This window comes from Pontivivens marinum, from assembly GCF_900231835.1.
GTDB lineage: Bacteria > Pseudomonadota > Alphaproteobacteria > Rhodobacterales > Rhodobacteraceae > Pontivivens > Pontivivens marinum.
In genome coordinates this window covers 574246-586917 of the sequence record NZ_OCTN01000002.1, presented here as the reverse complement: position 1 = coordinate 586917, position 12672 = coordinate 574246, and the positions used below count along the sequence as shown (strand labels likewise).

Genomic DNA, 12672 nt, shown 5'->3' with positions numbered 1-12672 from the left:
GGTCAGCGGTGATATTGCAAACCAGCGATAACTCCGCGCAGTTCAGCCAAGCCCCTCAAACGGCCAACCAATGGGTAGCCGGGATGTGATTTCCGCAGGTCGTCATCCAGCAATGCGTGCCCATGATCGGGACGGAACGGAATAGCGGCGCGGCCAACCTCCGCATCTAACAGCGCGTTGATCACGGCGGGCATGTCGGTATCACCGGCCAGATGCGGGGCCTCCTGAAACGAGCCATCCGGCTCCTTTGCCACATTGCGCAAATGCGCGAAGTGGATGCGATCCGCGAATTGCCGCGCCAATGCAGGCACATCATTATCGGGATGCGCGCCCAGCGATCCGGCGCATAGAGTCAGGCCGTTTTCGGGCGCGCTGTGCATGGCAAGGATCGCCTCAATATCCGCACCTGTGGAAACGATCCGTGGCAGTCCCAGCAGGGGGCGGGGCGGATCGTCAGGATGGATTGCCAGCTTCACGCCCAGTTCATGCGCGGTCGGAATAACCTCTGCCAGGAACCGTGCCAGATTGGCTCGCAATGTATCGGCATCCACACCGGCCCATGGTGCCAGCGCCTGCCGCAAACCCTCAATATCGTAGCGCGCATATGCGCCGGGCAATCCGGACATGATCGAGGCCAGCAGGCGCGCACGCTGCGCGTCATCCATCCGGCCCGCCAGATCGGCGGCGGCGTCCTGCACCTGCGCACTCCACAAATCCTGCGCACCTGTGCGCTGCAACATGTGGATGTCGAAATAGGCCATTTCCGGCGCTGAAAACCGCAGGGCCGTTCCACCCCGTGCAACCGGCGCGTCCAAGGTGGTGCGCGTCCAATCCAATAACGGCATGAAGTTATAGCAAATCGTGCGCACCCCCTCAGCCGCGAGGTTGATCATCGACTGGCGATAGGCATCGAATAGGGCGGTCAGATCGCCCTGCCCACGCTTGATATCCTCATGCACCGGTAGGCTTTCGACCACATCCCAGCTTAGGTCGGCATCCTCGATCAAGGCCTTACGCGCGGCGATATCGGCGCGGGACCAGACCTGACCATAGGGAATTTCGTGCAGCGCCGTTACAATGCCCTGTGCACCGGTTTGCGCAATATCGGACAGTGTAATTGCATCATTAGGGCCGAACCAGCGCCACGTTTCTCTCATCTCATCTGCTCCTCGACAGCGCGCTGCGTGTCAGAATTCCGGCTCAGCGGGCCAGCCAGCCGCCATCGACATTCAAAATCGTTCCCGTGATGTATTTCGCTGCTGGCGTGCACAGGAACGTCACCGCGCCGGCAATATCTGTCGGATCACCCCAGCGGCCCGCAGGGATACGGCCAAGGATATCGGCAGCACGCTGTGGGTCATTGCGCAAAGCCTCGGTGTTGTTTGTCGCGATGTAACCGGGCGCGACGGCGTTCGCGTTGATGTTCTGCGCGGCCCATTCATTGGCGAAAATCTTGGTCAAACCCGCAACGCCATGTTTCGAGGCCGTATAGGCAGGCACACGAATGCCACCCTGAAAGCTCAACAATGAGGCGATATTCACGATCCTCCCTGCGGCGCCACGGGCCAATGCTTGCTTGGCAAAGGCTTGGCTAAGCACAAAAACCGCCTTCAGGTTAACGTCCATCACGTCATCCCAATCGGCCTCGGAATAATTGACGGAATCCTCGCGGCGGATGATCCCTGCATTGTTCACCAGAATATCCAGATCACCCAATTGCGACAGCACCGCCGCACCTGCCGCTGGATCGGCCAGATCCATGACGCATTCCTCAGCCGACCCGCCCACCGCGTGGATTGCAGCAACCGTTTCCGCGCAGGACCTGCGGCCAGCGGCGATCACATGGGCCCCTGCCTCGGCCAAGCCTACGGCGATGGCCTGCCCGATACCGGTATTTGCACCCGTCACCACTGCACGTTGGCCGTTGAGGGAAAATACGCTCACCGCAATTCCTCCATGCTGACCATGTCCATATCGGTGAAGTCGACATTATCGCCCGCCATGGCCCAACAGAATGTATAGGCCGACGTGCCCGCCCCCGAATGGATCGACCACGGGGGGGAGATCGCCGCCTGCTCATTCGCCATGACGATATGGCGGGTTTCGTCGGGCAGACCCATCAGGTGAAAGACGCGTTGATCCTGCGGCAGATCGAAATACAGATAGGCCTCCATCCGGCGATCATGCAGATGCGCGGGCATGGTGTTCCAGATCGAGCCATCGGCGAATTTGGTATAGCCCATCAGCAGTTGACAGCTCTCGCACACATCAGGGTGCAGGAACTGGATGATCGTGCGCTCATTCGCGGTTTCGCGTGCGCCCATCTGAACATGGCGGGCATCGGCCAGCCGGATCAACCTTGTCGGGCAGGTACGATGTGCGGGCGCGGACAGGATATAAAACCGCCCCGCGCCGGAAAACGTCACCGGACCGGAGCCCATGCCGATATACAGCACCTCGCCATTGTTCAGCGTGTAGCTGTCGCCGCCAACCTCAACAGTACCAGTTTCTCCGATATTCAGGATTGCTGCCTCGCGACGGTCCAGAAAGGATGGCGTGCCGGTCTCACCCACATGATCCAGCGTTAGCGGCCCGTCGGTTGGTACTACCGAGCCCAAGATCAGGCGGTCGTAATGCGAATAGACCAGCTTGATTTCATCCGATGCGAACAGGCCCTCGACGTGGAACTGATCACGCAAACCCTGCGTATCCAGTGCCTTAGCCGTGGCTGGATCAATCGCGTACCGTGTTTCAGTTCGTAGGGTCATAGGTATATCCATCTGCTAGAATGGGCAAAGCGATGCGTTCATCAATTATGCAGACTAATATGCTAGTCTTGATATTGAGTCAATCGCGCCACAAACTGCACCAAAGGACCCGCAATGCCAGACACCCCGCTGCTCACGCCCAAGCAAAAATCGAGCCAGACAACGACAGATCAGGTGTTCACGTCCCTGTGCGAGGCGGTGATTTCCCTACAACTGCCCCCCGGAACCAAGGTGTCCGAGGTTGAGATCGCCAAGCAATTCGACGTTTCACGCCAACCGGTACGAGATGCGTTTTTCCGGTTGTCGAAATTGGGGTTCCTGTCCATCCGTCCGCAGCGGGCGACCCTGATCACGCATATTTCGATACAGGCCGTGCGGGATGCGATTTTTGTACGATCCGCGCTAGAGGGGGAATGCGCCGTTTTGGCGTGCGAAAATCGCAACTCCGACGACTTGCAGCGATTGCGGGCGACCATGGATGAACAGCAAACCGCATCTAGCGCGGCGGACGCGCATAGCTTTCACGCCAATGATGACGCATTCCACGAATGCCTGTGCAACATCTCTGGCCACGGCCATGTTTGGCCGCTGATTCAGGAACAAAAGGCTCACATGGACCGTGTGCGCTATATCAGCCTGTCCGCCGAACGGCGCGTACAGGTGATGCAGGAACATGACGAGATTATCACCGCGATTGAACATCACGACACACAGCAGGCGCGCACCCTGACCCGCAACCACATATGCAGCGTGTTGGACGTTCTGGACGCGATCCGCAGCACATATACGGATTATTTCGAACCCTCGCAGACGTAAAAGGGCGCACCGCTTCCACGATGCGCCCCTCAATTTAGCCAATGGCGACAGGCTTAGCCGTCAATCAGACCGTTCAGCGTCGGGGATGGGCGCATGATGGCCGCAACCTTGTCCGTATCCGTGCGGAAATACCCGCCCAGATCGACCGCTTCACCACGGCCCTGCTTCAATTCAGCGCGGATCACGTCAGCCTTGGCCGACAGTTCCGTTGCCAGATCGGCATATGCAGCAGACAGCTCAGGCACGTCGGTCTGTGCGACCAATGCCTCGGCCCAGTACAGCGCGAAGTGGAAGTGGCTGTCGCGGTTATCGTCCTGACCAACCTTACGGCCCGGAGATTTCCCCTCACCCAGCAGCTTGGTGATTGCGGTATCAGCAGTATCGCCCAGAACCTTGAGCGTCAGGCTGTCATTGCTTTCACCCGCGAAACGCAGGGATTCAGCCAATGCGCAGAATTCGCCCAAGCTGTCCCAACGCAGGTGGTTTTGCTCAACCAATTGCTGAACGTGCTTCGGAGCGGAGCCACCGGCGCCCGTCTCGAACATACCGCCGCCATTCATCAGCTTCACAACCGACAACATCTTGGCCGAAGTGCCAACCTCAAGGATCGGGTACAGATCGGTCAGGTAATCGCGCAACACGTTGCCCGTCACCGCGATGGTGTTTTTACCGGCAAAAATCGTCTCGAACGCATCCTTGGTCGCGGCGCGTGGTGCCATTACGGACACCTTGTCAGATGCGCCGGCCGCCTCGATCTGTGGCGTGATCATCTTGAGCAATTCGGCATCGTGGCCACGGTTCGCATCCAGCCAGAACACAGTCTTGTATCCGGTCAGGGCCTGACGGCTCAACGCCAGTTCGACCCAGTTCACAACAGCCGCGCGGCGTGTTGTTGCCATGCGCCAGATGTCGCCCGTCTCAACATCATGCGAGATCAGGACCGTATCGCCCGAACGCACCTCAACCGTGCCGTTCGCTGCAATCTCGAACGTGGTGGGGTGGGAGCCGTATTCCTCGGCCTTTTTCGCCATCAGACCGATATTCTGGACCGTACCTGCGGTGACAGGGTCCAGCGCGCCATTAGCCTTAAAGAACTTAACGCTCTCATCATAAACACCGGCATAGGAGCTGTCAGGGATGACGCAATTCGTGTCACCCTCAGCACCGTCAGGGCCCCAGCCCTTACCACCAGCGCGCAGAACGGCAGGCATGGACGCATCGATGATAACATCGGATGGAACGTGCAGGTTGGTGATGCCCTTATCCGAGTTCACCATGTAAAGCGGCGGACGCTCACCCAGCACGGCATCAATGTCAGCACGGATTTCCGCGCCGTTCGGCATACCGTCAATCACGGCCAGCATGGAACCCAGACCACCGTTCGGGTTCGCACCAGCGGCGGCCAAAACCTCACCGTATTTATCGAAGACCGGCTTGAGATAGGCGCGCACAGCGTGGCCAAAGATGATGGGGTCCGAAACCTTCATCATCGTTGCCTTCATGTGCAGCGAGAATAGCGTGCCATCAGCCGCGGTCGTATCAATCGCGCCCAGCAGGAAATCCATCAGCGCGGTGCGGCTCATGTAAGTCGCGTCAACGATCGTGCCCTCGGGCAGGTTCAAACCGCCCTTTAGCACTGTCTCACCGTCGGCAGTTTTGTGCACGATGGTCAGATCAGCCGCAGCGTCCAGCGTGATGCTCTTCTCGTTCGAGAAGAAATCGCCGCCCGACATTGTGGAAACACGGGTTTTGCTATCAGCGCTCCACGCACCCATCGAATGTGGGTTGGATTGGGCATATGCCTTGACCGCAGCAGGCGCGCGGCGGTCGGAGTTACCCTCACGCAGGACAGGGTTCACGGCGGACCCTTTGATTGCGTCAAACCGAGCGCGGATGCTTTTTTCCTCATCCGTCTGCGGGTTCTCAGGATAGCTGGGCACGGCATAGCCTGATGCCTGCAATTCCGCCACAGCCGCAACCAGTTGCGGAACCGAGGCAGAGATGTTTGGCAGCTTGATCACGTTCGCCTCAGCCGTCGTGACCAGTTCACCCAACCATGCCAGATCGTCGGACTGCTTTTGCGCGTCGGTCAGGCTCTCGGGGAAAGTGGCGAGGATTCGGCCCGCCAGCGAGATATCCCGCTCAACCACATCAATCCCTGCACCCGCTGCAAAACGGCGCACGATAGGCAAAAGCGATGCGGACGCGAGCTGTGGCGCCTCGTCTGTGACGGTATAGATGATGGTGGCGGAACTGGGCATGACGCGTCTCTCAACTGTTCGGACAATGAATTTGGGACCCTCATACTCCGATCCGCAGGGATTTGCATCCCTCACTGTGTGCAATGGGATACATTTAATGATCTGCAGCGGTTGTGCATCCGGCATTGCGGCAAAACCACACTGCCGGATGCGCGAGATTATGCCTCGTTCGCGCCCAATGTGCCGATCACAACGTCATAGGTCGTTTCTGCCCCTTTATGCAGCACCACAACCTGAGCCGTTTCATCGGGCGAGGTATCGGCAACCGCGCGGGTCAAATCACGCAAATCGTCAATTTCCGTACCGTTAAAGGACAGAATGATATCGCCGTTCACCAAACCGGCCGCGGCGGCGGGGCTGTCCTGCATCACGGATTCAACCACCGCACCGCGTGGGCCGTCATATCCCAGAACCGAGGCAACCTCCTCAGTCATCGGACGGATTTGAACGCCCAGCCAACCGCGTGTGATCGTGCCATCATCGGACAGATCATCAACGATCGTCTGCACCAGATCAGATGGGACAGAAAATCCGATCCCGACCGAGCCACCATCAGGCGAATAGATCGCGGTATTCACGCCGATCACGTCACCCTCAACATTGAACAGCGGACCACCGGAATTGCCCCGATTGATAGCGGCATCTGTCTGGATAAAGTCATCATAGGGGCCGCTATTGATATTGCGCGAAATCGCGGAAACGATCCCCGAGGTGACAGTACCGCCTAACCCGAACGGATTACCCACTGCAAAAACCTCATCCCCAGGGCGCATCTGGGCCGAGCTACCGAACTCGATCGCAGGTAAATCCTCAGCATCCACATGCAGCAATGCGATATCGGTCAGCGGGTCACTGCCCACCACGGTTGCCTGCAAATTACGACCATCGGACAGTTTCACCATCACCGTTGCCGCGCCGTCGATGACGTGGTGGTTCGTTACGATCTGACCGTCCTCGGAAATGATGAACCCCGAGCCAAGCCCATGCGTCGGAGTGGAGCGCTGACTGTCCGGCATCAGCTCCTCAAACCGGCGGCGCAGATCATCGGGCATGTTTTCCGGCAACTGGTTCTTGAAATCGACCTCGGTCGCCATGCCGGTTACTTCGATATAAACGACGCTGGGGGAAACTTCCTCGACCAGATCGGCATATCCGCCCGCAGGAACCGCCAGCGCCGCCGTGGGGGCAAGTGCAAGCACGCTGACCGAGCCGAGTGCCGCCGCAAAGGCCAACGATGCGGTGCGGGATTTTGCGTTAAACTGTGTCATTTCGATGCTCCATGCATTCTGTGATGACAACAGATATTGGGTCCGTTTCTGACAGTGACCTGCCCTACGCTATACAAATTTGTTAGATTCCACCGCAGGCTTGCACAACTCCTGCAATGCCCAATGTTTATAGGGGGTAACAGGGAACGAGACAGATGAAGCTACTGGTGGTTGAGGATGACGAAACGACAGGGTCCTATATCGCGCGCGGCCTGCGTGAGGAGGGCCACCGCGTCGATCTGGTCACCAGCGGCCGTGACGCGCTGATACAGGGGACCTCTGCGCAATATGACGTGCTGATCGTGGACCGCATGGTGCCGGAGGTAGACGGCATGACATTGGTCAAAACCCTGCGCGGCGCGGGCAATCGCACCCCGGTCCTGTTCCTGACATCGCTGGGCAGTGTCGAGGACCGGATCGAGGGGTTGCGCGCCGGTGGTGATGATTATCTCGTCAAACCCTTCGCCTTCGGAGAGCTATCCGCCCGCGTCGCCGCGCTGGCCCGTCGCGCGCAGAGTGTTGAGCAGGAAACCATCCTTGAGGTTGCCGACCTGAAAATGGACCTGATCGCCCGCCGCGTAACCCGTGACGGCATCGAAATCCCGCTACTACCCCGCGAATTCGCACTGCTGGAACATTTGCTGCGGCGCAAGGGGCGTGTTCAGACCCGCACCATGTTGCTGGAGGCCGTGTGGGATATCAGCTTCGATCCTGCCACCAATGTAGTTGAAACCCACATTAGCCGCCTGCGCGGCAAGATCGACCGGCCGTTCAAAACCGAGCTGATCCACACCGTGCGCGGCTCCGGCTACAGGATCGACGCATAATGCCCCGTCTGCCCACCCAGTTTCGATCCATGCCGGTGCAACTGGCACTGGCGCTGGTGGCGTTGTTTACGATGGTCAGCCTGATCAGCCTTGGCGCGACATATCTGATCACGCAACGCTCCTTTCAACAGGCGATGCAGGCGGATTTGACCCAAGATATGGCCGGTTTCCGCGCCGCGCCCAACGCACTCGCCCTCGCGCAATTGGTTGAGGCCGAGGCACAGGCAACTGATCCTGAGCGTATGGTCCTCAGCTATCTGGCACCCAACCGACGCCATTTCGGCAATGCGATGATCTCGCGGGACGAGGACGGCTATCACATTCTGACCGGCATCCCCGACAACCCCTTGATCGAGGGGCAATATATGTCGCTGACCGCCTCCATGCGCGGTGGGCACCTGACCATTGCCCGCAATTTGAGGGAGATTAACGCTCTGCGCGATGTGTTCTTGCGCGTGCTGGGGCTCAGCCTCGTGCCGACAGTGCTGATTGCCCTATCAGGCGGATTATACCTGTCGCGGCGCAGTGCACGCCATGTCGCCACGATCAGCGGTACATTGGGGCACCTGACAAGCGGGGACCTAACCGCGCGGGTCGGACCGACAAAACACTGGCCCGCCGATCTGTCCGCCATCGCGCGCAAGATTGACACGATGGCTCACGCACAACAGGAATCCATGACCGCCATCCAGCAGGTTTCCTCGGACATTGCGCATGACCTGAAAACCCCGATCCAGCGGGTAGCCGTCCACCTTAGCGATCTGTCACAGCAGCCCGAGCTGCAAGGCCCCTCGCAGGACTTGCTGGGCAAGGCGAAGGAGGAGCTGGACGGCATCGTCTCCGTCTTTCACGCCCTGCTACAGATCGCCCGGATCGAAACCGGATCGCCCAAGGCGAATTTCGAGCGGATCGACCTGTCCCAACTGTGCGAAACCCTGACCGAGCTGTACGAACCTGCCGCATCAGAGGCGGAGCATATCCTGACCTTTCAGCGTGTTGACGCCTCCAATATCGCGGTGAACGGTGATAAGGGCCTGCTGGGGCAGCTTTTGGCCAACCTGATCGAGAACGCAATCCGCCACACGCCGCGCGGCACCTGCATCATCGTAAACCTGACGCGAAAGGGCGATCACCCGACCCTGACCGTCACCGATAACGGGCCCGGTGTGCCACAGGCGGAACGGGATCTGGTCCTGCGGCGTCTGTACCGAATGGATCGCAGCAGAACCTCACCCGGAACGGGGCTGGGGCTTAGTCTGGTCAACAGCATTGCCTCCCTGCACGACGCGGAAATCAGCCTGACCGACGCCAGTCCAGGCCTATGCGTTTCGATTGTATTCACGCCGATTGGTACATCCGAACGGCTTTGAATTGTTCCGGTGTCAATGCGACGGCGGGGCATGGCTTGACATAAATCACTGCGGCGTCGACGCAGGTGTATGGAACAACTTGGCGCTATCCCACTCAATCTGATCGGCCCCCTGCGTGAGCATGGCCATGGCGAAACCGTGGGCGCGCAGCATGATCCGGCGACAGGGCAGCCACGCCCCACATTTGCCCGCGCAGATAGCGATCAGGTCAACCGCGCCGTTCTGGCCGCCCGCACCTCAGGCTGGAACAACAGCACCCAGGCGGACCGCCTGAACGCCCTCACCGCCCTGCGCGACCACATCGCCGCACGGCGCGAGGAATTCGCACAAACCATCTGCCACGAGATCGGCGCACCGATTGATTTTGCACGCGACGCTCAGGTCGCCGCCGCATTGGTGCATCTGGACGCAACGATTGCCGCCATTCCTGCGGCCCTAACCGAACAGACGCTTGGTGGCCCCGAGCATCGCGTGCGGTTCGAGCCTGTTGGCCCAAGTGCACTGATCACCCCATGGAACTGGCCGATCAATCAGGTGGTGTTAAAACTGGCCGCTGCACTGGCCGCCGGATGCCCCGTGGTGCTGAAGCCGTCCGAACTTGCCTCGCGCAGCGCGGGCCTGTTGGTGGAATGTTGTGAGGCCGCAAACCTGCCGATCGGCACCGTAAACCTGCTGATCGGTGATGGTATGACGGGCGCCGCGCTGGCCGCGCATTCTGGCATCGCCCATATCTCCTTTACCGGATCGACCCGCGCAGGCCGCGAAATCGCAACGGTTGCAGCGGAACGGTTCGCGCGGACAACCCTGGAGCTGGGCGGGAAATCCGCAAACCTGCTCTTTGCCGACTGCGACCTGCCCACCGCGATCCGGCAGGGCGTCGCCCATTGCGTGCGAAATGCAGGGCAAAGCTGCAATGCAGCCTCGCGCATGTTGGTGGAGCGGTCAATCTACGATGAGGCTGTCGCCCTCGCCGCTGAATACATGAACGAGATTACCGTCGATCTACCCGCCCGCACCGGCCCGCATATTGGCCCGCAAATCTCGCATTCCCAATTCACACGCGTGCAAAACCTGATCGAGCAAGGCATAGCCGAGGGCGCATCGCTAGAAGCCGGCAGCACCGGATTGTCCGCTGGTATCGACAGTGGTTTCTACAGCCGCCCAACTCTATTCGCTGATGTGACGCCCGAAATGGCACTGTTCCAGACGGAAATCTTCGGGCCTGTTCTGACCATGACCCCCTTTGATACCGAGGCCGAGGCCATCACGCTGGCCAATGCGACCCCCTACGGCTTGGCCGCTTATGTGCAAACCACGGATGCGGCCTGCGCCGATCGCGTTTCCTGCGCACTGAATGCGGGCATGGTGCAGGTCAACGGAACCAGTCGCGCACAGGGCGCCCCCTTTGGCGGTGTCGGCGCCAGCGGCTGGGGGCGCGAGGCCGGAATTTGGGGCATTCGCGCCTTTCAGGAGATCAAATCGATCAGCGGCGCGCATCTGCACCTAGGTTAAGGGACGCAGCAAATCACGCTCATCCCCGAACTTCGCAACATAGGCCGCGCTCAACCCCAGACATTCCGTCGATTTACACACCTCACGATGCGGGCATTGATGAAAGTCGTTGCGGTCAAATTCGGTCCAAAACTCGGGGTCAATCACCAATAGGGGCTGCGCATTTACCAACGCATCCGCCTGTTGCCCCAGCAAACATTCGGGGAAGTTCTTAACCTCCACAAACCGCCCCAATTCCCGCGCCCGCGCAATTGCCATGCGCAAAGGGGGCAGGATATCGGTATTGCGCGCGGCCAAACCCTTCTCATCCGTTTCTGCCATGGGAAAATAGGTCCAGAACTCCATCTGCACCAAGCGTTTCAAATGAGCCAACGCATCAACCATCGCGGGCAGCAGCGGATAGCTGAGCTGCGTCACCACCGAATTGCTGATCATCTTCACGTGGTCATAGCTGTCGAGGTGATCCATCCCGCGCAGCATTTTATCCCACGCGCCCTTGACCTGAACAATCCGATCGTGGCTTTCCGCATCGCTCCCCGCCACGGAGATAAAGAACTCGTCCACGCCTGCGTCAATCAGCCGATCCGCGTAATCCGTTCGGGCCAGATGCATGCCATGTGTTTGGATGCGCACATGCTTGAACCCCGCCGCCCGCGCGCGTTTCGCCAGATCAGGCAGGTCGCGGCGTAACGTGACCTCGGACCCTGTCAGGACCAGCCCCTCCCACCGGCCATGTTCGGTTTGATCGGCCAGGATTCGGGAAAAGGTCTCATCCGTGGTGGGGGCCAAACGGTCCATCGTGCCCTCAATCATGCAATGCAAGCACCGCAGATTGCAGCGGAACTCCATAGTCAGGGACACGTATTTTTCATGGTCGCGCAATGACATGCGCGGCAGATCGCGCAACCGCTCCGCAGGGGTCGTCAGACCACCGCGCGCGCCATCACTCGCCACTGCGGCCAGGGCAGCCTCAATATCAAATGGTTCAGACGAGGCCATAAAAGCTACCCTTCACAGGAACCGGCACATCGCCACGCATCTCCCAATCCCAGCCCACATCAAATAGGTGGTGCGCTAACGCATCGCGATGCTCGGCCAAAAACGAGCAGATCGGCGCCGGATAGTTCAGACGCCGCAGGCAGGTCAGCAGATCATCCGCCCCGATCCGCGAAAAATACAGCCCGTCGCGCTGCCGCTTATTCGCAACAACAATCGTTTGCGCCTGAACATCCGCCCATAGCCACGGCGACAGGTCGTCAGGCTCCGTCAGCATATGCGCGCTCTCGGTCAATTTAGCGCGGATGGCGCCGCCCTCGGCCAATGCATCGAAAAAGAAATAGAAATTCCGCAGCTCCATTCCCTGCGATGACCACCCGTAACAAATGCCAGAGGAAACCGTCGAACCGGGATTGCCAATATACAGATCGACCTGATCCAGCGACGTGGTGTTTCCGTCCACCTCAACCGAGAACATGAAATATGGCACATGGTCCGGTGCCGTCAGATCACTGATTAGTTGCTCCGCCGTTGCGTCCAGAAAATCAGCGATATTCCGTCTGCGATCCTGACGGGCATAGTCATAGAAATAGAACTCCCAGCTCAACTGCTGACCGTCCCATTTCACGCCCCAAACCGTTGCAAACCGGCCAAAGCGTTGGCGGATTGCCTGCACCAACGGCTCCATCCGTTCGGTGACACCGGCAACTGCAAAGCTGTGCCATAACAACGCACTCGTCCGCAGCGCCGTCGCGCCCGCGGGTTGCGGGCGGTCATAGGGCCATAGGCAGAAATCCAGCGCCGGATCCGTTGCCCGATATCGGTGAGCGGCGAGGTCAATCACCCCGCCGCTC

11 protein-coding genes are annotated in these 12672 nt (G+C 59.4%); 4 read left to right on the top strand and 7 right to left on the bottom strand.

Features of this window, described 5'->3' with window-relative positions:
• Positions 1-2 precede the first annotated feature (2 nt).
• From uxuA to kduI, 3 genes are read right to left on the bottom strand one after another with little or no spacing between them, the layout of a single operon-like run.
• On the bottom strand, positions 3-1157 hold the full coding sequence (uxuA, locus tag CR254_RS08510) for a mannonate dehydratase (RefSeq protein ID WP_097929412.1): 1155 nt from the start codon (positions 1155-1157) through the stop codon (positions 3-5).
• A 43-nt stretch (positions 1158-1200) separates the two neighbouring features.
• Complete coding sequence (kduD, locus tag CR254_RS08505; protein WP_097929411.1) at positions 1201-1944, bottom strand: 2-dehydro-3-deoxy-D-gluconate 5-dehydrogenase KduD; 744 nt, start codon at positions 1942-1944, stop codon at positions 1201-1203.
• Complete coding sequence (kduI, locus tag CR254_RS08500; RefSeq protein ID WP_097929410.1) at positions 1941-2768, bottom strand: 5-dehydro-4-deoxy-D-glucuronate isomerase; 828 nt, start codon at positions 2766-2768, stop codon at positions 1941-1943. Before kduI ends, kduD begins: the two co-directional genes overlap by 4 nt.
• 114 nt (positions 2769-2882) lie before the next feature.
• Between kduI and CR254_RS08495 the strand changes: the two genes are divergently transcribed.
• On the top strand, positions 2883-3584 hold the full coding sequence (locus CR254_RS08495) for a GntR family transcriptional regulator (protein ID WP_097929409.1): 702 nt from the start codon (positions 2883-2885) through the stop codon (positions 3582-3584).
• Between the two features lie 53 nt (positions 3585-3637).
• Here CR254_RS08495 and CR254_RS08490 read toward each other — a convergent pair whose 3' ends face one another.
• Positions 3638-5845 carry an NADP-dependent isocitrate dehydrogenase gene (locus CR254_RS08490; protein WP_097929408.1) on the bottom strand — a complete coding sequence of 736 codons (2208 nt, stop codon included), beginning with the start codon at positions 5843-5845 and terminating at the stop codon, positions 3638-3640.
• A 158-nt stretch (positions 5846-6003) separates the two neighbouring features.
• On the bottom strand, positions 6004-7113 hold the full coding sequence (locus tag CR254_RS08485; RefSeq protein ID WP_097929407.1) for a trypsin-like peptidase domain-containing protein: 1110 nt from the start codon (positions 7111-7113) through the stop codon (positions 6004-6006).
• Between the two features lie 155 nt (positions 7114-7268).
• On the opposite strand from CR254_RS08485, the gene CR254_RS08480 reads away from it, so the two are divergent.
• The 3 genes from CR254_RS08480 to CR254_RS08470 all read left to right on the top strand — a co-directional run bounded on the left by CR254_RS08480 (position 7269) and on the right by CR254_RS08470 (position 10822).
• Positions 7269-7940 carry a winged helix-turn-helix domain-containing protein gene (locus CR254_RS08480; RefSeq protein WP_097929406.1) on the top strand — a complete coding sequence of 224 codons (672 nt, stop codon included), beginning with the start codon at positions 7269-7271 and terminating at the stop codon, positions 7938-7940.
• The gene (locus CR254_RS08475) at positions 7940-9310 is read left to right on the top strand and encodes a sensor histidine kinase (protein ID WP_097929405.1); all 1371 of its coding nucleotides are present in this window, start codon (positions 7940-7942) and stop codon (positions 9308-9310) included. Before CR254_RS08480 ends, CR254_RS08475 begins: the two co-directional genes overlap by 1 nt.
• Before the next feature lie 69 nt (positions 9311-9379).
• A complete protein-coding gene (locus tag CR254_RS08470) occupies positions 9380-10822 on the top strand; it encodes an aldehyde dehydrogenase family protein (protein WP_097929404.1) in 1443 nt (480 codons plus the stop codon).
• Here CR254_RS08470 and CR254_RS08465 read toward each other — a convergent pair.
• Together CR254_RS08465 and CR254_RS08460 are read right to left on the bottom strand one after the other, a co-directional pair.
• Complete coding sequence (locus tag CR254_RS08465; RefSeq protein WP_219617995.1) at positions 10814-11821, bottom strand: radical SAM protein; 1008 nt, start codon at positions 11819-11821, stop codon at positions 10814-10816. The genes CR254_RS08470 and CR254_RS08465 overlap by 9 nt on opposite strands.
• Positions 11808-12662, bottom strand: coding sequence for a hypothetical protein (locus CR254_RS08460; RefSeq protein WP_097929403.1), 855 nt, complete (start codon positions 12660-12662; stop codon positions 11808-11810). Before CR254_RS08460 ends, CR254_RS08465 begins: the two co-directional genes overlap by 14 nt.
• Between the last annotated feature and the right edge of the window lie 10 nt (positions 12663-12672).

What these genes read in the sequence shown, in the direction of transcription:
- kduI (WP_097929410.1), bottom strand. Translation starts at nt 2,768, where the DNA reads ATGACCCTACGAACTGAAACACGGTACGCGATTGATCCAGCCACGGCT.
- CR254_RS08480 (WP_097929406.1), top strand. Translation starts at nt 7,269, where the DNA reads ATGAAGCTACTGGTGGTTGAGGATGACGAAACGACAGGGTCCTATATC.
- CR254_RS08490 (WP_097929408.1), bottom strand. Translation starts at nt 5,845, where the DNA reads ATGCCCAGTTCCGCCACCATCATCTATACCGTCACAGACGAGGCGCCA.
- CR254_RS08495 (WP_097929409.1), top strand. Translation starts at nt 2,883, where the DNA reads ATGCCAGACACCCCGCTGCTCACGCCCAAGCAAAAATCGAGCCAGACA.
- CR254_RS08485 (WP_097929407.1), bottom strand. Translation starts at nt 7,113, where the DNA reads ATGACACAGTTTAACGCAAAATCCCGCACCGCATCGTTGGCCTTTGCG.
- CR254_RS08475 (WP_097929405.1), top strand. Translation starts at nt 7,940, where the DNA reads ATGCCCCGTCTGCCCACCCAGTTTCGATCCATGCCGGTGCAACTGGCA.
- uxuA (WP_097929412.1), bottom strand. Translation starts at nt 1,157, where the DNA reads ATGAGAGAAACGTGGCGCTGGTTCGGCCCTAATGATGCAATTACACTG.
- CR254_RS08465 (WP_219617995.1), bottom strand. Translation starts at nt 11,821, where the DNA reads ATGGCCTCGTCTGAACCATTTGATATTGAGGCTGCCCTGGCCGCAGTG.
- CR254_RS08470 (WP_097929404.1), top strand. Translation starts at nt 9,380, where the DNA reads ATGGAACAACTTGGCGCTATCCCACTCAATCTGATCGGCCCCCTGCGT.